The organism is Paenibacillus sp. MCAF9 (assembly GCF_052114265.1).
Lineage (GTDB): Bacteria > Bacillota > Bacilli > Paenibacillales > Paenibacillaceae > Pristimantibacillus.
In genome coordinates, this window is sequence record NZ_JBFREL010000009.1 from 163,236 (window position 1) to 182,578 (window position 19,343).

22 protein-coding genes and 1 other RNA gene are annotated in these 19,343 nt (G+C 44.8%); 9 read left to right on the forward strand and 14 right to left on the reverse strand.

Annotated elements, in window-relative coordinates; genetic code table 11:
* Positions 1 to 29: 29 nt before the first annotated feature.
* On the reverse strand, positions 30 to 677 hold the full coding sequence (locus AB4Z45_RS17200) for a rhomboid family intramembrane serine protease (protein WP_441910483.1): 648 nt from the start codon (positions 675 to 677) through the stop codon (positions 30 to 32).
* A gap of 102 nt (positions 678 to 779) precedes the next feature.
* On the opposite strand from AB4Z45_RS17200, the gene tpx reads away from it, so the two are divergent.
* Positions 780 to 1,298, forward strand: a complete 519-nt coding sequence (gene tpx, locus AB4Z45_RS17205) for a thiol peroxidase (RefSeq protein WP_076266829.1) — start codon at positions 780 to 782, stop codon at positions 1,296 to 1,298.
* 77 nt (positions 1,299 to 1,375) lie between these two features.
* Here tpx and AB4Z45_RS17210 read toward each other — a convergent pair whose 3' ends face one another.
* The 4 genes from AB4Z45_RS17210 to AB4Z45_RS17225 all read right to left on the reverse strand — a co-directional run bounded on the left by AB4Z45_RS17210 (position 1,376) and on the right by AB4Z45_RS17225 (position 4,684).
* Positions 1,376 to 1,765, reverse strand: coding sequence for a DUF1499 domain-containing protein (locus AB4Z45_RS17210; RefSeq protein WP_083681704.1), 390 nt, complete (start codon positions 1,763 to 1,765; stop codon positions 1,376 to 1,378).
* 113 nt (positions 1,766 to 1,878) lie between these two features.
* Positions 1,879 to 2,061: non-coding RNA, 6S RNA (gene ssrS / locus AB4Z45_RS17215), on the reverse strand.
* 48 nt (positions 2,062 to 2,109) lie between these two features.
* Positions 2,110 to 2,886, reverse strand: a complete 777-nt coding sequence (locus AB4Z45_RS17220) for a YesL family protein (RefSeq protein ID WP_076266827.1) — start codon at positions 2,884 to 2,886, stop codon at positions 2,110 to 2,112.
* A gap of 181 nt (positions 2,887 to 3,067) precedes the next feature.
* Positions 3,068 to 4,684, reverse strand: a complete 1,617-nt coding sequence (locus AB4Z45_RS17225) for a DEAD/DEAH box helicase (protein WP_339203532.1) — start codon at positions 4,682 to 4,684, stop codon at positions 3,068 to 3,070.
* 194 nt (positions 4,685 to 4,878) lie between these two features.
* Between AB4Z45_RS17225 and AB4Z45_RS17230 the strand changes: the two genes are divergently transcribed.
* The 3 genes from AB4Z45_RS17230 (at position 4,879) to AB4Z45_RS17240 (ending at position 7,438) form a co-directional block, all read left to right on the forward strand.
* Positions 4,879 to 5,679, forward strand: a complete 801-nt coding sequence (locus AB4Z45_RS17230; protein WP_076267061.1) for a YitT family protein — start codon at positions 4,879 to 4,881, stop codon at positions 5,677 to 5,679.
* Positions 5,680 to 5,823: 144 nt separating this feature from the next.
* Positions 5,824 to 6,012: a hypothetical protein gene (locus AB4Z45_RS17235; RefSeq protein ID WP_076267060.1), complete on the forward strand. Its 189-nt coding sequence runs from the start codon at positions 5,824 to 5,826 to the stop codon at positions 6,010 to 6,012.
* A gap of 229 nt (positions 6,013 to 6,241) precedes the next feature.
* Positions 6,242 to 7,438: a putative glycoside hydrolase gene (locus AB4Z45_RS17240; protein WP_441910484.1), complete on the forward strand. Its 1,197-nt coding sequence runs from the start codon at positions 6,242 to 6,244 to the stop codon at positions 7,436 to 7,438.
* A gap of 72 nt (positions 7,439 to 7,510) precedes the next feature.
* On the opposite strand, the gene pfkA is transcribed toward AB4Z45_RS17240, so the two are convergent.
* From pfkA to AB4Z45_RS17255, 3 genes are read right to left on the reverse strand one after another with little or no spacing between them, the layout of a single operon-like run.
* On the reverse strand, positions 7,511 to 8,479 hold the full coding sequence (pfkA, locus tag AB4Z45_RS17245) for a 6-phosphofructokinase (RefSeq protein ID WP_076266824.1): 969 nt from the start codon (positions 8,477 to 8,479) through the stop codon (positions 7,511 to 7,513).
* Between the two features lie 29 nt (positions 8,480 to 8,508).
* Positions 8,509 to 9,591 (reverse strand): tetraprenyl-beta-curcumene synthase family protein, encoded by a 1,083-nt coding sequence (locus AB4Z45_RS17250; protein WP_441910485.1) that lies wholly within the window; start codon positions 9,589 to 9,591, stop codon positions 8,509 to 8,511.
* 23 nt (positions 9,592 to 9,614) lie between these two features.
* Positions 9,615 to 9,932: a hypothetical protein gene (locus tag AB4Z45_RS17255; protein WP_076266822.1), complete on the reverse strand. Its 318-nt coding sequence runs from the start codon at positions 9,930 to 9,932 to the stop codon at positions 9,615 to 9,617.
* A 134-nt stretch (positions 9,933 to 10,066) separates the two neighbouring features.
* Between AB4Z45_RS17255 and AB4Z45_RS17260 the strand changes: the two genes are divergently transcribed.
* Positions 10,067 to 11,254 (forward strand): MFS transporter, encoded by a 1,188-nt coding sequence (locus tag AB4Z45_RS17260; RefSeq protein ID WP_083681702.1) that lies wholly within the window; start codon positions 10,067 to 10,069, stop codon positions 11,252 to 11,254.
* Between the two features lie 133 nt (positions 11,255 to 11,387).
* On the opposite strand, the gene AB4Z45_RS17265 is transcribed toward AB4Z45_RS17260, so the two are convergent.
* The 3 genes from AB4Z45_RS17265 to AB4Z45_RS17275 all read right to left on the reverse strand — a co-directional run bounded on the left by AB4Z45_RS17265 (position 11,388) and on the right by AB4Z45_RS17275 (position 13,384).
* Positions 11,388 to 12,107, reverse strand: a complete 720-nt coding sequence (locus AB4Z45_RS17265; RefSeq protein ID WP_441910486.1) for a YebC/PmpR family DNA-binding transcriptional regulator — start codon at positions 12,105 to 12,107, stop codon at positions 11,388 to 11,390.
* A gap of 294 nt (positions 12,108 to 12,401) precedes the next feature.
* Positions 12,402 to 12,599, reverse strand: a complete 198-nt coding sequence (locus AB4Z45_RS17270; protein WP_054024152.1) for a cold shock domain-containing protein — start codon at positions 12,597 to 12,599, stop codon at positions 12,402 to 12,404.
* Between the two features lie 83 nt (positions 12,600 to 12,682).
* Positions 12,683 to 13,384 (reverse strand): class I SAM-dependent methyltransferase, encoded by a 702-nt coding sequence (locus tag AB4Z45_RS17275; RefSeq protein WP_441910487.1) that lies wholly within the window; start codon positions 13,382 to 13,384, stop codon positions 12,683 to 12,685.
* 146 nt (positions 13,385 to 13,530) lie between these two features.
* Between AB4Z45_RS17275 and AB4Z45_RS17280 the strand changes: the two genes are divergently transcribed.
* The 3 genes from AB4Z45_RS17280 (at position 13,531) to pepF (ending at position 16,064) form a co-directional block, all read left to right on the forward strand.
* On the forward strand, positions 13,531 to 13,764 hold the full coding sequence (locus AB4Z45_RS17280; protein WP_076266819.1) for a hypothetical protein: 234 nt from the start codon (positions 13,531 to 13,533) through the stop codon (positions 13,762 to 13,764).
* Between the two features lie 132 nt (positions 13,765 to 13,896).
* Positions 13,897 to 14,079, forward strand: a complete 183-nt coding sequence (locus tag AB4Z45_RS17285; protein WP_076266818.1) for a hypothetical protein — start codon at positions 13,897 to 13,899, stop codon at positions 14,077 to 14,079.
* 194 nt (positions 14,080 to 14,273) lie between these two features.
* Complete coding sequence (pepF, locus tag AB4Z45_RS17290; RefSeq protein ID WP_441910513.1) at positions 14,274 to 16,064, forward strand: oligoendopeptidase F; 1,791 nt, start codon at positions 14,274 to 14,276, stop codon at positions 16,062 to 16,064.
* Between the two features lie 73 nt (positions 16,065 to 16,137).
* Here the strand turns inward: pepF and AB4Z45_RS17295 are convergent, their stop codons facing one another.
* Positions 16,138 to 16,485 carry a winged helix-turn-helix transcriptional regulator gene (locus AB4Z45_RS17295; protein ID WP_441910488.1) on the reverse strand — a complete coding sequence of 116 codons (348 nt, stop codon included), beginning with the start codon at positions 16,483 to 16,485 and terminating at the stop codon, positions 16,138 to 16,140.
* Between the two features lie 188 nt (positions 16,486 to 16,673).
* On the opposite strand from AB4Z45_RS17295, the gene AB4Z45_RS17300 reads away from it, so the two are divergent.
* Complete coding sequence (locus AB4Z45_RS17300; RefSeq protein WP_441910489.1) at positions 16,674 to 17,402, forward strand: SDR family oxidoreductase; 729 nt, start codon at positions 16,674 to 16,676, stop codon at positions 17,400 to 17,402.
* Between the two features lie 74 nt (positions 17,403 to 17,476).
* Here the strand turns inward: AB4Z45_RS17300 and AB4Z45_RS17305 are convergent, their stop codons facing one another.
* Positions 17,477 to 17,971 carry a DinB family protein gene (locus AB4Z45_RS17305; RefSeq protein ID WP_441910490.1) on the reverse strand — a complete coding sequence of 165 codons (495 nt, stop codon included), beginning with the start codon at positions 17,969 to 17,971 and terminating at the stop codon, positions 17,477 to 17,479.
* A gap of 466 nt (positions 17,972 to 18,437) precedes the next feature.
* On the reverse strand, positions 18,438 to 19,298 hold the full coding sequence (locus AB4Z45_RS17310) for a DUF92 domain-containing protein (RefSeq protein WP_441910491.1): 861 nt from the start codon (positions 19,296 to 19,298) through the stop codon (positions 18,438 to 18,440).
* Positions 19,299 to 19,343 lie beyond the last annotated feature (45 nt).

Consider the following 19,343-nt stretch of genomic DNA (forward strand, 5'->3'; position numbering starts at 1 on the left):
TTCAATTCTCTCCCGTACTTACATAGTTTTTATGAGTATCGCTGTTTCTTTTGAGTCTTTATTCGGTCAAAGAAATGGTAGAGCAAGAAGCCTGCAAGAGCGCCGCCAACATGTGCCCATAAATCCACTTTGGCTACTACAATCGAATAAATAACCCCAAATATTAATATCGTATACACCGTTTTACGAGAGCTCTCGTCAAGCTGAGCCTTGCGGAACAACGATATGAACAGAAAGGCGCCATACACGCCGTAAATCGCCCCAGAGGCTCCTACACCCACATGACCATAAAGATCGTCTTGCAGCACATTTACGAAAGCGCTCATCGCATTTCCCGCAATCCCGCAAAGTAAATAAAATATAATATATCTCGTTTGTTTAAGCAGATACTCTAGCGGCGGTGCAAACACGAGCAAAGCAAACATATTGTAGAGCAAATGCTCAAATCCCGCATGCATGAACATGCTTGTTATATAACGCCACGGCTGTTCTAATCCAAATGGATCATTTACAGGATCAGTAGCAAACGCGCCATACTGATATGCATGCAAGGAATCATTAGGATCGCCATTCCATAATACGACAATAAAATAAATAATATTCAATAAAATTAATATTGATGTTACGGGATACATCTTTAAGTAAGAGCGAAAGCTCTCATATCGCAAGAAGATCACTAGTACATCCCCTTTCTCAATCCAACAATTGGACAAGGTTGTTTCATAACGATTATAATAAATCTGGTATTGACCATATCTATTAGAGGAGGAAATTTACAAATGACACAAGAACGTAATGGAGCTGCCACATTCAAAGGCAACCCGATCACATTAGTAGGACCAGAACTTAAAGCAGGGGACAAAGCCCCAGACTTCAATCTTAACAAATCACTTGTTGAAAATGTTTCCCTCAAGGACTACTCCGGTAAGATCAAACTAATCAGCGTTGTGCCTTCAATCGACACTGGCGTTTGCGATGCACAAACTCGTCGCTTTAACGAAGCTGCTGGCGAACTAGGCGACAATGTTGTTGTCCTAACGGTCAGCGTTGATCTACCGTTCGCACAAGCACGCTGGTGCGGTGCTGCAGGTATCGACAAAGTTGTATTGCTGTCCGACTACAAAGCGCATAGCTTTGGCGAATCATACGGCGTATATATTAAAGAACTTGGTTTGGATCAACGTTCGATCTTCGTTATCGATGCTAATGATACGATCCAATATGTTGAATATTTGCCTGAAATGACAGAGCACCCGAATTACGAGCAAGCAATCAACGCTGTAAAAGCACTCGTGTAATTTCAAAACAAAGAAAATTTTCAGCACTATTGCAAACAAAGCGAGTGAAGGCTACCCTTCCTCGCTTTGTTTATGAATTAATTATTTACTTTAAATGCAGCCAGCTTCTTATCAAGCGTACGATATAAATCCATAATGACTCTGTAATTAGAACCAAGATCCCCTAGTGAGCCGCGGGATGCTGAATAAATATCGACAGCTGATTGGAGCGGATTTACGCTAATAACGGAAACGGTGATGTCCATCGTTCTTCCAAATGCTGTGCGCTTCTCCAGCACAATCTCCCCTACGGATTGCACCTCATGAAGCACCTTATATCCTTGCATTTTCTTAAGAGTCGATATCACTTCTTCCCAAGCCTTATCTTTCGACAGCTTGTAGAAATGAGATTTGAGCATTGGATCCTTAGCCCTGTCGCCCGTCTGTTCATGACTGCGCAGCAGCCCGATCAAGGTCCGCTTCAACAACAACGATCTCCCCCTCCGGCATCTATGTACATTACTCTATATGATACCATGATTTGTCCCATGAAAAAAGAGCTATCACTGGATTTAACCAGCAAATGCTCTTTATTTGAAAATGAGAACCCGCCTATGCCGTCCGACTCACATGTTTCTGAACCCGCTTACGCAGGTGGGTGACCGCAGAACCGCTTTTGAGATCCCCTTTCGGGGGCATGTCAGCTGCGTCTCGATATTGGTCTCCCGTGAAACAGCCATTGGTTCAAAACAGCGTAAAGCCGTAACGAGCATCGCAGGAGGTATTGCTTATTATAGACTGAACAAAAGAAAAAGTAAACTTTGATGGGCTGTTATTTACTGGAGCCGCTCGAATCTTCTTTAACCAAATCGATACGGTCTAGCTCGGCAGCCTTCTCTGCTTCTTCTTCCTCTGCCAAACGCGCTTTTTCCGCTTGGTCCTGCAGCTTCTGGTAAATCAAGTTGAAGTTCCAGAACGCCAGGTAAGCGATGATGCTGCCCATAAAGAAAGGAATAAGAAAAGTGAATCTAGTACTGAAATACATAACCGCACCGCTCATAATCGCTGTAGAAAGCGAACGGAAAGGTTTGCCGATCGTAATGAGAACAGCGTTTTTCAGTAATTGAAACGTTTTCATATGATAGTGGACAAGCATAGAGAAAAAATTAAATAGCGATACGATTAACAGCAGCAAAAATGCAATGAAAATGTATGAAAGCAAATTCAATTGTTCACGATATACGATAAAGTCAACAACCATAATTGCAAGCAGTATCGTATAAATAATACCGCCTAGCATACTTTGCTTATAATTTTCCTTGTAACCGCGGAAGAACGTTTTGAACAGCGCAACGTCACTCTCTCCCATTACCCATTTGCGCGCAACCGCAAACATAGCTGCTGTTGCTGGAAATAAAGAGAATGGCGCGACGACTGCCATCGCAATAAGAGCGGAATAGATTTGATTGACATCCTGTGACAAAACCAATCCCCATGCAAAAAAAGCGAATGGAATCGAACAGATCAACCACAAAACATTAATAACTGCCAATCTCATGATCCATTCCGAAATTCGGTAAAACCCACCCATTAGCCCCTTTGGTTCCATCGGATCTGCCTCCAGAAAAGTAAGATTACTCCCACTAGACTACAAAGTATAGCGGAATTCGTATATCTGTTTTGTAATAAGACAACCAATAGAATAATAATAAAAAAATCGAGGTCGTCCAGATGCCCGTTAGGGATCACGGACTTCCTCGATTTTTTTGGTTATACAAGGGAAACGATTATTAGTTATTTACATAACCGTCGGAAGAGCTTTTTGGACGACGGTTTTCTGGACGTCCTTCGCTGCTTCTTTTACCAGCGTAGCCGCCGCCACTGCTGCTGCCGCCACGGGACTCATAGCCACCGCGTGAGCTGCCGCCAGTACTGCTGCCGCTGCTGCGTCTGTCATCGCGACCGCGATATCCGCCGCCACCGCTGCCGCCAGTGCTGCTGCTGCGATTGCCGCCGTATGAAGAGGACGAACCGCTGCGGTTGAATGGACGACCGTTTGAACGAATGTCCGGCTTGCGTTTTTTCGCGCGAAGCGGATCTTCCGGTGTCAATTCGATTTCTACGTTTTTCTTCTCGCCAGTCAGCAATTTAATTGCTGCTGAGAGCAAGTGAACGGAATCATATTGCTCAAGCAATTGAATCGAAATCGCTTTGTACTCAGAGAACTCTTCGTTTTGAACGACTTCAAGAAGACGTTCAGCTGTTACGCGTTGTTTGCCTTCAATCGCTTCTGCGATGCTTGGAAGCGGCTTGCGGTTCATCTTCTGACGCGTTACTTTCTCGATGAAATGCAAGTGGTCCGTTTCACGAGGTGTAACGAATGACCAAGCTGTACCTTCTTTACCTGCGCGGCCTGTACGACCGATACGGTGTACATAGCTCTCAGGATCTTGCGGAAGGTCAAAGTTGATAACATGCGTTACGCCGGATACATCAAGGCCACGAGCAGCAACGTCAGTCGCTACCAATACATCGATGCTGCCATCACGGAATTTACGCATTACGCTGTCGCGTTGGTTCTGCGACAAGTCGCCGTGCAAACCGTCTGCAGTATATCCACGTTTTTGAAGCGCTTCGCTAAGCTCATCAACCCGACGTTTTGTACGACCGAAAATGATAGCTAGCTCAGGGGATTCCATATCAAGCAAGCGGCTAAGCGCTTCGAACTTCTGGCGCTCATGCACTTCAATATAAGATTGCTCAATAAGTGGAGCTGTGATTTGTTTTGGAATAACTGAAACATGCTCAGGGTTTTTCAGAAATTGCTGTGCAAGCTTCTGAATGTTTGCTGGCATTGTTGCAGAGAACAGCATCGTGTGACGCTCGTCTGGCACTTGCTTAAGGATAGATTGAATATCCTCCATGAAGCCCATATCAAGCATTTCATCTGCTTCATCCAAAATAACGGTTTGTACATCTTCAAGACGGATTGTTTTGCGGTTGATGTGATCAAGCAAACGTCCTGGTGTACCAATAATAATTTGAGGCTTCTTCTTCAATGCACGGATTTGACGACCAATTTCCTGTCCGCCATAAATCGGCAATGAGCGAAGACCTTTGTACCTTGTCAGCTTCCCGATCTCGTCAGCCACTTGAATAGCGAGTTCACGGGTTGGCGTCATTATTAATGCGACAATGCGTTCCTCGCTTGTCGGAATTTTGTTAATGAGCGGAATTCCGAATGCCGCTGTCTTTCCTGTACCCGTTTGTGCTTGGCCAATTAAATCTTGTCCCGCCATAGCAATAGGGATAGCTTTGTCTTGAATCGGGGTAGATTCCTCGAATCCAAGTTCGGTAATTGCTTGTAACACTTTTGGTTCCAAGCCAAATTCAGCAAATGTTTTCAAACTTTTCTCAAACTCCTTTTATCTGCAGCCTACTTAAGAATATCCAAATCATTATAGCACACAATCAATCATGAATACCAGCAAACCAATTTAAGCCATACTAAGCATGCCAAAATAAAGGAATTAAACAAGTCGGTTGCATTGGAGCGATTTTATTGAATCCGCATTCCCTGCGTTACCTTTTTACAATCCCTATGATGACAATAGGCGCCTTCCTTATCGCACTGGGCTTCAATTTTTTTCTAATTCCGCACCAGCTGCTTAGCGGTGGAATATCTGGTATTTCCATGATGGTCGGCTATATTACGGGCGGAAACATCGCCTTGCTTTATTTTATCCTCAATGTACCGGTGCTATTATGGGGATGGTTTATCGTAGGTCATCGCTTTATTATATGGAGCGTCTACACCGTTGTCGCCTCTACGGTATTCCTACAGGTTATACCCGTCATGAAAATTGCGGATGACCTTATGCTTGGCGCTGTATTCGGCGGGATTATAGTCGGGTTTGGCAGCGGCTTAACACTTCGGTACGGCGGCTCATCAGGCGGTTTCGATATTATTGCCTCGATTGCAACGCGGAAACACGATTGGCCAATAGGCATGATTATTTTTTTATTGAATGGCGTAGTCATTGCAGTGTTGATTTTGTTTACGAAGGACTGGAATTTAGCCTTATACTCGCTCGTCGCTATTTTTTCCGCTGGAAAAGTAGTAGATCTCATCCACGTGAGGCATATTAAACTTACGGCCTTCATTATCACGACCAAAACCGAAGAGCTGCTCGCAAAGCTGCTCTTGCACCCGCGCGGAATTACAATAATAAAAACACGCGGTGCATATTCTTCGGGTGATCGCGATATGCTGATGACTGTAAGAACGAAATATGAAATAGCAGAGCTTTGCAAGACGATTACCACCATCGACCCGCGTGCATTCATTAACATCGTAGAAACGGTTGGTGTCATCGGCGATTTTTACAAGCCAAAAGACTAAATCATATACGCAGGTATGGATTTTACACCGTATCCCTATGTTTTTGAAAATGATCCTGATATAATGTTTGTATCCCGTAGTTTGGTTTCTTGCCATATGATTTCCCCTAAACATTAGATATGAAAGGGTGAGGCTCAGGTGGATATGGAAACGGTCAAATTGTCTCAAATTGTAGAGAAGCTAGCCCCAGAGCTCAGTCCTTTTCTTACGAAACGCGAATTGGACATCAGCATTGTGCTGCGTGACGGTCTTGCAGTATTAGAGCCTGCTGACGCAATGGAAATTGTGCAGCACAGTATTTGCAATCAGCAGAGAGAAGCTTTGTTACAATGACAATGCGGGACACACACGGATTATTTATGCGCCAGTCGAGTCACACTCGGCTGGCTTTTGTTTGTTTTACAGGAAAACGGCGGCGATAATCCCCCTATTCTCAAGTCTTTATTTCAGCTTTTTAGCAAATTTTCAATATGAGTTTTATGACAATTGTAAAAAAGTTAATGACCCAGACATGCCATCTGCTTTATAATTTGAACAGAATAGCTAACGGGGAGAGAGCAAAATGGACAACATCATTTCAACATTGCTGCTGCTGTACAGCTTGCTCACTGGAAGCGGAGAGCATAACACCGCAGTGAAGCAGCTAGCAATTGCATACTTAAATTCCGCAGCTGGCCAAACCATCATTAATCCGGATGATGCTGCAAATGGAGGCGAACTCTCAGGAAAAAATCACGCTGGACTGGTCAAAAAAGACCCGCAGCCTGAAACACCGCCGATCAAAGGAATCTATGTAACTGCTCATAGCGCGGGCGGTGCGCGCATGGAATCGCTTTTAAAGCTGCTTGACGACACGGACCTCAATAGTATGGTAATCGACATTAAAGATGACAACGGCTACATTACATATCCTACTACAACACCCGAACTGCTAGAGGTTGGCGCTTCGAAGAAATATATCCGAGATATTAATGAACTTATGCTTACTTTAAAAAAACATAATATTTATCCGATAGCCAGAATTGTAGTCTTCAAGGATACGGTACTTGCGCGAAAGCAGCCTGAGCTGTCTTTCCTCCAGCAAGACGGAACGATATGGAAAAATAATCGCGGCGAGAGCTTCGTAAATCCTTATCGCAAAGAAGTATGGGATTATAATATTGCTGTCGCCAAGGAAGCAGCAAAGCTTGGCTTTAAGGAAATCCAATTCGACTATGTTCGGTTCCCAGAGGGCTTTGATAACAAATCTGATACACTGACCTTCAGCAAGGCTGATCAGAGCCGCGTGGACACTGTCGCTGGATTTGTCAAATATGCTAGAGAACAGCTTCAGCCGCTCGGTGTTAGGGTTTCGGTAGATATATTTGGTTATGCGGCATCCGTACCGACAGCCGAAGGCATTGGCCAAGATTTTGTGAAAATTTCAAATGATGTGCATGTCATTTCGCCTATGGTTTATCCTAGTCACTATAGTACAGGATGGTTTAAACAAAAGGATCCTGACAAAAGCCCATATGAGACTATAAAAGGCGCCATGCTTGATACGCATAAGAAGCTTGATCCGGGTACGGAGTCAAAACCGATTATTCGTCCGTGGATTCAAGATTTCACAGCAAGCTGGTTAGGCGCTGGTCATTTTGTGAAGTATGGCAAAACGGAAGTCGAAGCTCAGATTAGAGCTTTGAAAGAAACAGGCATCAAGGAGTTTCTCCTATGGAATGCCGGAAATAAATACACTCCTAACGTGGAATATGATTAGCTTAAATCCTATTTAGACACAAAAAAGTCCACCTTCGCATACAAAGCGGCGGTGGACTTTTTTATATTTATTTTATTGGGATAAACGAAGTGCCAGCTCATACATATCAGTGTCAAATGGTTTCTTCGTATTGACAACAAGATCAATATCAGTCGTTACGAGCTCGCCTTTAACAACGCCGCAGCCTTTGCCTGAATCGCCAGCCATTAGCTGTCTAACAGCAAAGTCACCAAGACGGCTTGCTAGAATACGATCGATTGCTGTCGGCGTACCGCCGCGTTGAATATGTCCAAGTACAGTTACACGCGGCTCAATTCCGCTATTAGCAGTAATCTGTCTTGCTACCTCTTCACCTTTGCCCGCACCTTCTGCTACAACAATAATTGAATGACGCTTGCCTTTGGCAAAATTCGTCTTCATACGCTCTGCAACCTCAGTCAGTTCAAAAGGAACCTCTGGTACAAGAATCGTCTCCGCACCGCTTGCTAGACCAGCATGCAAAGCGATATCGCCGCAATGACGTCCCATAACTTCAACGACGGATGAACGCTCATGCGATGACATCGTGTCGCGAATTTTGTTAATCGCATCTACTACGATGCTAACCGCGGTATCAAAGCCGATTGTAATATCCGTAAACGGAATATCGTTATCAATCGTTCCTGGAAGTCCCATCGTTTTGATGCCCAGCTTGCTTAGCTTATTAGCGCCATGATAAGAGCCGTCGCCGCCAATAACGACCAAACCGTCAATACCTCTAGCACGAAGCACTTCGGCCCCGCGCTGTTGGCCTTCAGGTGTCATAAACTCCTTACATCTAGCTGTTTGCAAAATTGTACCGCCGCGTTGAATAATATCGCCAACGCTTCTCAAATCCATTTGTCTAAGGTCGTCATTGATAAGCCCTTGGTAACCCCTTTGAACACCATATACATCCAAACCGTGATATAGTGCACTCCTTACAACAGCACGAACGGCTGCGTTCATTCCTTGCGAATCTCCTCCGCTTGTCAATACTGCGATTGATTTGACTGCAGACATGGTCATTCCTCCACTTTTTTTATTTATAGTTAAGCCTGTTGTTTCCGAATCCAGATGCTGTTAATAAGGAAAAACAGACGCGTAAGCGGGCTGTTCTTCATTAGCCTCCTAGAAACATTTCTGACATCCGCCTGGTGGCAAACCTTCGGGTCTGACAAATATAAGGCTAAGAGCCCTTCAATAATCAAACGATGAAAACGAGAAGCAGGAAGCTGCTTCACATCCTCACGCGCTCGGTTCACAATCGTACCGAGACGCTCAACAAGCAGACTGTCATTATCATAATAATTGCAAAAATTAAGGTCTCCGCCTACTTGATCCTCTTCTTGATCTATTAAATAATCGAGCAGGATATGAAGTCCGCAAACATGCGGAAAATAAATATTTTTGATCGCTGCAGCGTCCTGCGTGGATAAGCATGGCTCGCTTGCGGCTAGAAACAACATAAACATGCCCAGCGTCGAACCTGATGCCGCAGCAAATTCATTCCATTTCAGGTTTGGATAGTTCCCTCGATGCTGCTCCCACCATGCAAACAAATGCTCCTCGCGCAATTCCTTGCGTATATGCTTGTACACCTGCAAATCGCCATATAAAGTGACTAGCTCAATCACATGCTGTTGAACACTTCCATAGGAAGGCAATTGCGCGACATGGATCTGACAAGTTCGAACCAGATGATGCAAATAACCGCCATCATCTTTTTCATCACGAAATGCATAATAATCCTGAAGCTGAGCTTCGGGATTGACGGCATCGAGCATCGATTGATGCAATAATCGAAAATCATTCGGATCAAGAGAAGTACTGCGATCGCATAAATTATCCAAATAGTCGCTAATGGTCTGCAGTGCAACAATTAACGGTATGAGCACATGTCTGTGCTCTAAGTTCGCCGCTGCATAAACTCCGCCGCCTTGGCAATGAAACTTCTTGCTGTCCATACTGCTAAGAGCTTGTGTTCGCAGCTCAGCATCTGGTATTTGCAGTGCAAATACGCGATGTTGCTCGAGCTCTCGCGCCACTTCGGGAAGTACATATTTATATACGCGATGCATGAGCTTTAGTGGGCTCTGGGGCACTCGATGGCCTGTCAAAGTCGTCAATCTCATGATGCACCTCTCCTCAAAATCGTTCATGAATGCCAGCGCGGCTCTAATTGCTGCTCTAGGCGATACCAAATATGAAGGTCGTTTATCCTACTTGCATAATCGGCAATTTCATAGTTTAGTATACAGGATTGCTCAAAGCTATCTTCTTCAAACAGCTTTGCCTGCTTTTCATTGATGAACGCTTCAAACTCTTTCACGCGATCGGGGATCGTCCCACGAATGAGTTCCCACTGCTCTACGATCGCAAGCTGCACAGCTGCTGCATACTGCTCCCATTCCATTTCCAGCACGGGAATACGGATCCGAAGCCGTTCATTCCAGTCAAAACGATAAGCACCCATTGTAAACCTCCGCCTCTAAATGTATCATCTCAGCTCATAATAATCCAGCTTCAAATCTCATTGGTTCGATAACTAATCCATGTTATACTGAGAACCATATTGTTTTTGTAAAGAGATGGAGTGAGCTTTAAAAGATGGACACATCTGAGATTGCGCCAGCAGAGCGCTCTTCGACTGCACGCAAGGAAACACTTTCACTGCGAATTTACAGCTTCTCTTCTTATTCTACCGCTGCGATGGTTGTTTCCTTTATCCCGTTATACTTTTTGGATAGAGGTTTCTCTGAGCAGCAAATTGGAATTATTTACTCAACGGGACCGTTCATATCAATCTTTGCGAATATCCTTCTTGGGATAGCCAGCGACAAATTCAGAACGATAAAAAAACTGCTTATGATTCTGTTATTTGGACAGCTTGTCATGATTTCATTGCTTTTCCCTATTGAGAACTTTGCTCTTGTTTGCCTTGTTATGATGGGCTTTTATTTTTTTCAGACACCTATTAATCCATTAAGTGACAGTCTGCTGCTATTATCAAGTCAGTACACCGGAACGCCATACGCTTTAATACGCATATTCGGCTCGCTTGGCTTTGCAGTAACGGCTTATACGTTCGGACTTATTCTAAAAGAAATTGGCTCACAGTGGACGCTTCCGCTAGCACTTTGTACCATAGCCATCACCCTCGCCTTAACGACGAGAATTAGAGACTATCAAGGAAGCGCTCGTAAAATCGATTTCTCTGGATTCTTTAAGCTTATTCGCCAGCGCGATGTCCTATTGTTCTTTTTAATTATTTTGACCATTTCGATCCCGCACCGTATGTACGAGGGATTTCTTGCCGTCACCATGCGTCAAATGGGAGCAAGCGATTCTTTGGTTGGACTTGCATGGCTCGTGTCCGCGATGAGCGAGATTCCGATCTTGTTTCTGCTCGGCAAATACGGCCATAAATTTAAGGAGCTGCCGCTGCTTATGATCGCATCCATCATGTATGCTGTCAGACTATGGCTGCTAAGCGACATTCAAGATCCACGCTGGGTAATTGCTACCCAAGCCATGCACAGCGTTTCGTTCGGCATTTATTTTTCAACTGCGCTGCGTTATTTGTCCCACCTGATTCCCGACGAGTTCCGCGCATCCGGCCAAGCCGTTTATGCCGTTGTCTGGACTGGACTTGCCGGTGTGATCAGCGGCATGTTCGGCGGTTATATTTATGAGCATTTCGGACGCGAGACCTTCTTTCGTATGGGAGCTGCCTTAGCACTGGTTGCAGCAGCTGCCTTCCTAACAAGATACTTTTTCAGTCGCACGAACCGATAATGAGCTCTAGTTCATCCAAGCAAAAACACCTTCAGTGTCACAAATGAAATCATTTCTTATAGTTAAACAAAGGCTGCTCCAGAAGGCGTATCACCTACGCTTGGAGCAGCCTTTTTTATTGCTTACGCAGATACTATTCTACAATTTCAAAATTGGAGTATACATCCTGCACATCGTCGTTGTCTTCAAAAGCATCCATCATCTTAAGCAGCTTCTCCGCATTTTCGCCGTCGACTTTAACAATCGTTTGCGGAAGCCAGCGCACGCCAGCATTTACGAAGGTGTACCCTTCCTTCTCAAGCGCATTCTTCACCTGCTCGAACTCATGCGGATGTGTCAAAATTTCAAAGCTGTCGTCATTGACGATAACGTCCTCAGCTCCAGCTTCAAGCGAAACCATCATCATCGTATCCTCATCTGTCTCATGAGCTTCACGATCGACAACAAGCAATCCTTTATGGTCGAACATATAACCTACACAGCCGCTCTCACCCATATTGCCGCCACGTTTATTAAACGCAGAACGAACGTCCGCTGCCGTACGATTCCGATTATCCGTCAAGCATTTAACCATAATAGCTACGCCGCCTGGGCCATAACCCTCATACATAATATCATCGTATTCGACGCCATCGCCTGCACCAGCTGCTTTCTTGATCGCACGCTCGATATTATCGTTTGGCATTTGCTCCGCTCTTGCGTTGGCAATCGCTGTTTTCAAACCAAAGTTCGCGTCTGGGTTTGGTCCGCCTCTGCGGGCTTGTACATAAATTTCACGTCCAAGCTTGACGAACTTGTTATTTTTAGCCTGATCGGCCTTTCCTTTACGGTCTTTGAACAATTTAAATTTCATTATGCTCGCTCCCCTGACAAAGTTTCCAAGCAACAGTTTATCATTGCAAACAGGTCTTGGTCAATGAAAGCAAGCGCAAACGGCGGTTATTTCACGTTATCTATTGATCTGATTATGGCTTGGAAATTCGTATTGCAAAGATGGTTTAATAGTCCAGCTTCAAAATATATAAAAAATGCTTTGATTATTTATAAAAGGCTGACATTAGAATCTAAAAATACTGTTAATGGTAATATGTTCATATTAAAAAAGGGCTCCCTGCTTCCAGGGAACCCTCTCCATTCGCACATTTTCCTATAGTTTAATGACGTTGGCCGCTTGAGCACCGCGGTTACCTTCAGTAATGTCGAATTCAACCGCTTGCCCTTCATCTAAAGATTTGAAGCCATCGCTTTGAATCGCTGAGAAATGTACGAATACGTCTTCTCCGCCCTCTGTTTGGATAAAGCCGTAGCCTTTCTCTGCATTAAACCATTTAACTGTTCCTTTCAATTGAACAACCTCCTAAATATGACCGCCGTTTTATTTGAACGTGCGAGTAAAATTATTATAGCTATCCCATTTCAAAAAAGCAATTAAAGTAAAATTTTCAAATATTGACTAGATCCAGGGATAAACGGAAGGTTTGAGTTTCCATGCTCTGTGCGCCCTCCGTTAGCAGCTATCATCGCAATCAAGTTATCTAGTTCCGAATAAGACTCCCAGTTAAGCGATATAAGCGGATAAATTCGAATTTGACCGCCTGGTTTACAAATACGCATCAGTTCCAGAACAGCCTGCGAATGAAATTCATGACCAAATTGATTCGCATACAAAAACATAAAATGGCTGCACAAAATGAGTGAAAAGCGATTTTCCTTGAAGGGCAGCTCTGGAAGCTTGCCATCTATATAGATTTGTTTATTCTCATTTCTTAATACATCGGCTTTAAATCGCTCAATGGATGTTTCGCGTCCAGCTCGATGATTCTCAACCGACCCGTAATAGCTCCAGTCAAAATGCTCCTGAATTTTTGCAATCTTCGCCGTTGATGTTTCGATTTCCTCAGCAGCCTCAGAAATCCATTGCTCAATTCCTGCCCCGTAGCGCGGATCAACAGCAGTTGCTGAAAAACCTTTCTCGTTTACTTCTGCAGTAAATGACGAACCCCCGGCTGCAACATCAAGAATTTCCCCTTTAGCAAGATCCTCCTGCTGTAAATCAAACATCCTTAAATACTCTTCGTAGCTTCTGCAAGTCATCGCGACTCCCATTTGCTCATAGCCCTGTTTACTCATTCTTGCACTCTCCTCTGCTCGTCTCATCTCAACTATTCTCGTTACAGCTATAGCTTCTTCTTGCAGCGTCGTATTGATTACCGCCGCCATAATGGCTATGATGATAAGAATACCATAATTAACTACTATAAGGGTGGAATTTACGCATGTTTAAGAAACACGAAATTTACAAGACCGACAAATACAATATGTTGACGGTTGAAGTTCAAGGCAAAACACTTATTGTTCGGGAAATTTCTGATCAATGGGGCGAGGACACACATACTTTTATTAGCCGCCCTGAGATGCTTCACTGGGCACAGAATCGGTTTCGCGCAGCTGACTTTGTTGGACGCGAAGATGAACTAGCATCCATTATGAGTGCGCTAAAGGAAGTATAAGCAGTCTATTTCTAACCAATCAGCAGGATATTTCACACATCGCGGCGAACATATCGTTACGCATTTGTGCATAGGTAAAATTAGAATGCTGCCTTTTGAGGCCAGCTTACAATCAGGAGGACTTACCTTCAAATGGATGCTACCGCTTCAGTTATTTTCATTATTGCAGCCTTTGCGCTAGGAGCCATCGTTATCATGAAACGAGATACCTTGCCTCCTGGCATACGCAGAGGTCTTGCGCTTGTATCCATTGGATTTATTGCATTTGCGTTTTTTCTGATCGTATATGCTTTTTTCACAATGGGTACAGCTTAGCCGGCAGGCAGCTGAATATTCATTATCCCGTACGGACATAGTAGAAACAAACTGTGTCCTGAGGTGATAACTGGATGAAATGGCTTCCCCTGCTGCTTGTTTTAAGCCTCGTGCCAGGTGCTTCCGCTACAAATGAGACCGCGGCACATGCAGAGCATGCTTTACCAACCTTATCCATACCAAGGAGGAATTCGATGAATCACGTACCTAAACGTTCAGAATCGGCACCTGAGACCCGCTGGAAGCTAGAGGATATTTTCGCAAGCCAAGCGGCATGGGACAAGGAATATGCAGAAGCAAAAGGATTAATCAAAAAAATATCCGAATTCCAAGGCAAATTAGCCGACGTCGCGCAGCTTAAAGCTTGCTTCGAGCTTGAAGACGAATTGTCACTGCATGTTGAACGGCTTTATGTATATGCAAATATGAAGCATCATGAGGATACGGCAGAACCTACTTATCAGGCTCTTTCCGAGAAATCCAAAAAACTAAGTGTGGAATCCGGCGAAGCATTATCATTCATCACACCTGAGGTTCTCAGTCTATCCGATGAGCAGCTGGAGCAATTGATAACGAACGAATCCGTTGCCAAATTCCGCCACACACTCGAAGAAATGCGTCGCCAGAAAGCTCATATTTTATCCAAAGACGAGGAAGCGCTGCTTGCACAAGTAGGCAATATGAGCTCCGCTCCCGGTACAATCTTCAGCATGCTGAACAATGCAGACCTCAAATTCCCAAAAGTGAAAAACGAAAAAGGCGAATTGGTTGAGCTGACACACGGCAGTTACATACAGTTTCTTGAGAGCAAAAACCAAGACGTACGCCGCGAGGCATTTAAAGCAGTGTACGAAACATACGGCAAGTTAAAAAACACACTTGCTACAACATTGACGGCTAACGTTACAAAAAACAGCTTTTATGCAAAAGCTCGCAAATATGACTCCGTGCTGGATATGTCCCTTTATGGTGACAACATTCCGCAGGAAGTATATACAAACCTTATCAACACCATTCATAAGCATCTGCCATTGATGCATCGTTATATGGAGCTTCGCAAAAAGCTGCTCGGTTTGGATGAGCTGCATATGTACGACTTGTTCGCACCGCTCGTTGACGAGTTCAAAATGGACATTACGTATGAGGAAGCCAAAAAAACAGTAAAAGAAAGCTTGAAGCCACTGGGCGAAGATTATTTGAAGGTGCTGCAAGAGGGCTTCGATAATGGCTGGATTGATGTGTACGAGAATGAAGGCAAACGCAGCGGTGCTTATAGCTGGGGCGCTTTCGGCACGCATCCGTATGTATTGCTCAATCATAATAACAACTTGAACAGCATGTTCACATTGACGCACGAAATGGGTCATGCTCTGCATTCCCATTATTCGGACACAAATCAGAACTACCGCGACGCACAATATACGATTTTTCTTGCTGAGGTTGCTTCGACATTAAACGAAGCTTTGTTGATGGATTATCTCCTTAACAAATCAACTGATCCAAAAGAAAAAATGTATTTGCTCACTTATTATGCGGATCAGTTCCGTACAACCGTATTCCGTCAAACGATGTTTGCAGAGTTCGAGAAAATCATCCATGAGCGCACGGAGCAAGGCGATTCGTTAACGCCGCAAGACCTTAGCAAAATCTATTACGATCTTAACGTTCAGTACTACGGCTCAGGCATGGTCGTAGATAAAGACATTGAAATGGAATGGGCTCGTATCCCCCATTTCTATAACAGCTTCTATGTGTACAAATACGCAACGGGCTTCTCAGCTGCAACCAGCTTCTCCAAACAAATTTTGGAGGAAGGCGAGCCAGCGGTTGAGCGTTATCTTGGCTTCCTCAAAAGCGGCGGCAAAGACTTCTCGATTAATATCTTGAAAAAAGCCGGCGTGGATATGTCTTCACCTGAGCCAATTGAGCAAGCAATGAGCGTCTTTGAAGAGCTTATTGGTCAAATGGAGCAATTGACGAAATAACCGAAATACGAAAAGAGACCGTCAAGCCTGCTTGACGGTCTCTTTGCTGTTTATTTTTGAGAAGCTGGATTGATTATTTTATTTCCTTCGTATTAACGTAAGCCAAATGCTCCCTACCCCAGCCGCACATGCTGTCTAGCACCGAGGTCAGTGTTCTTCCGTGTTCAGAAATGCTGTACTCCACCTTCGGAGGCACTTCTTGATAGATAACACGGGTAATGAGCTCATCCTCTTCCAGCTCGCGAAGCTGCTTCGCAAGCGTGCCTTGCGAGACATCAGGAATAAGCCGTCTTAGTTCACCAAATCGTTTGGTCCCGTCAATTAATAAAATAAACAATATAAGCGGCTTCCATTTCCCGCCAATCATATGAAGGGTGGTAAGTACACCTTTTAGCCTCGGCTCCTTCAAATCCGTAATCATCGTATCCCCTCCACTATCATCATACCGCATGTTATTTGCATGCGCACGTTAGTTCCAGTCATTATATTTTTTTATGATTAGTACGATTTTTCGTACTAAGTACGAACAAAGTGCGTACTTGGCAGTCTTGTTTTTGTCATGAATAATAAACATTAGAAGTGATTTGACTGCAAAAGGAGAATATGATCATGTCTAATTTTTCATTAAAAAATAAACGTATCGTCATTATCGGAGGAAGCTCAGGAATTGGCTTAGCGACTGCAAAACAAGCGATAGGGCAAGGGGCTCAAGTTGTCATTGCCGGCCGGTCCAAAGAAAGGTTGGATGCTGCACGGCAGTACTTAGGCCATGAGCATGTTGAAGCCTATGCATTAGATAACAAGAATGAACTGGCGCTTCAGTCTTTTTTCGAGCAGATCGGTCATTTCGACCATTTGTTTACACCGGGAGCCTCCTATGTTCGAGGACCAATTACGTCAAGTGTTGAGGTTGCACACAGCTGCTTCAATTCAAAATTTTGGCCGCAGTACAATGCGGTGAAATACGCTGCTCCATTTATTAATTCGAATGGCTCAATTGTGCTCATGTCCGGTGCCTTTGGCCAACGGCCGCTTGAGGGCGGCGCTTCCTATGCTGCCTGCAACGGCGCTATCGAAAGTCTTGGCAAAGCGCTGGCGGTTGAACTTGCTCCGATACGTGTCAACGTTATATCTCCCGGCACCATCCATACGAATTTCAACTGGGAAGGTGCAGAGCAGGAAGTCAGAGACCAGTCTTATGATGCCTATGCAAAAATCAATCTGTTAGGCAAAATCGGTCAAGCTGACGAAGCAGCCCATACTACGATTTATTTAATGACTAATACGTATACAACTGGAAGCACCCTTTTTCCTGATGGCGGATATATTTTGCGTTAAGCAGGTATTTTGTAGAGCTCGGATAACACCAAAAGATTCCTTAGCAATGGCAATGAATCTTTTGGTTCTGCAATCTATTCGTATGACTTTGGGCGAACCACTGAAGTGGATGTGTATTCCTCTTTCAAACATAGTTTTGCAATATAGAATAGTTGTCCCATATGTTCAGAATAATGGGCAGCACATTGATGCAGCATATCCAAGTTCGTTCTTTCCCGGTTCCTCACCGTTTGGGTTTGTTCCAACGCTTCATCCGAAATCGTCTGAATCGTATCGATGACCAGTTGCAGCCTATCCTGAATAATCTTTTGCAAGACTGCCTTCTTTACATATTCAGGTTTAAACTCATTGTCACGGCTTCTTTTATTGTCTTCGCGTAAAATGCCTTTTACGATTCTCTCTTCAATATTGCCATCTATATGATTGATCAACATCGATATGCTGTGACTAGCGAGATCAGGCTGCCAATTCAACTGGTCATCATCAAGCTGATCGATCGCCTTCAGCATTCTTTTTCGGATTTCTTCAAATTTATTGGTTAACCACTCTCGATTAAAACTGTCGTTCATAAGAGTCCCTCCTTGGATTTCGGGTGCTGTAAGCGCATTTGTGTGCTAAATGCGCGGGTTTGAGGTTGCTCATGCGCTGAATTTACTCTGTAAGCACATATGTGTTCTTACATACATCTAATTAGGCTGCTTTTGGTGCTGTAAGCGCATATTTGTGCTTATTGCGCGGGTTTGAGGTTACTCATGCGCTGAATTTACTCTGTAAGCACGTATGTGTTCTTACAGACAGGTAATAAGGTTACTTTTGGTGCTTTAAGCGCATATTTGTGCTTATTGCGCGGGTTTGAGGTTGCTCATGCGCTGAATTTGCTCTGTAAGCACGTATGTGTTCTTACAGACAGGTAGTAAGGTTACTTTTGGTGCTGTAAGCGCATATTTGTGCTTATTGCGCGGGTTTGTTAAAAAAGACTGATCAGATGAATTTCTTCATCCTGATCAGTCTTTTCACATTAGCTATTCGCATCGGTCACAGAAAAACTTGACCGATCCCCCATGCTAGCACGCCTGCGAATAACGACGACAGAAGGTTCACTCTGTCGTTGTTCAGCCAGGCGAAGCCGCGCACTTGCTCCGCCGCTCTGCCGCAATGCGCGGCGCGCTCGATCTCGCTGCCGCATACCCGGCAGCGATACATGGCCTGGCCGGTTGCGCCGAGCAAAGAGTCGGCGAACGCCCCGGCCAGGCCAGCGGCGGCCGCTGCGGCGATATATACCGCCGCCGCGCCGCCAAGCGTACCCGCAGCAGCCTCTGCTGGCTGCGGGGTCGCAAGCAGCAGCGCGGCAACGGTGCCGATGAACACGGCGCCTGCGAGCGCTGCTGCGCTGCCGAGCGGCGTGACGCCGCCGCTCGTTCCAGGCGTGACCGGCTTGCCGCTCGTCACCGATCGCGGCGCCGTCTTACTTAAGGCCCCGATCTCCGTGGCCCATGTATCCGCGTTTACAGCAGCCATCACGCCGATGTACGCGAATAGCCACCCTTCATCAGGCCAAATTGCATGAGCGGCGCATAATAGGAGTCCTACGCCACCATTTGCCCATACTTGCCCTGCATCACGGCGGCCCGTCTTCGCATATTTGGCTTCAGCAGCTTCCTTCGCTCTATGTTTTCTCTTCCACTTCGACCATACACTCGATGAAACAAAAAAACCGATCAATAATCCAAACCAGACCGGTTCACCTAGTGTTACGAAGCCGGTTCCCATTACGATCGCCGAGCATGCGCCTGAAGCAGACAATGATTTCACATGATAGGCTGCTGCCGCAATAAAGCAGCTGCCCACTAAGCCGATAATCAGACGCAACCACCATTCATCTATCCATCCTACCATCTAGCGAGCAACCTCCTGCTTATACACAACCCCAAAAAAGCTTGC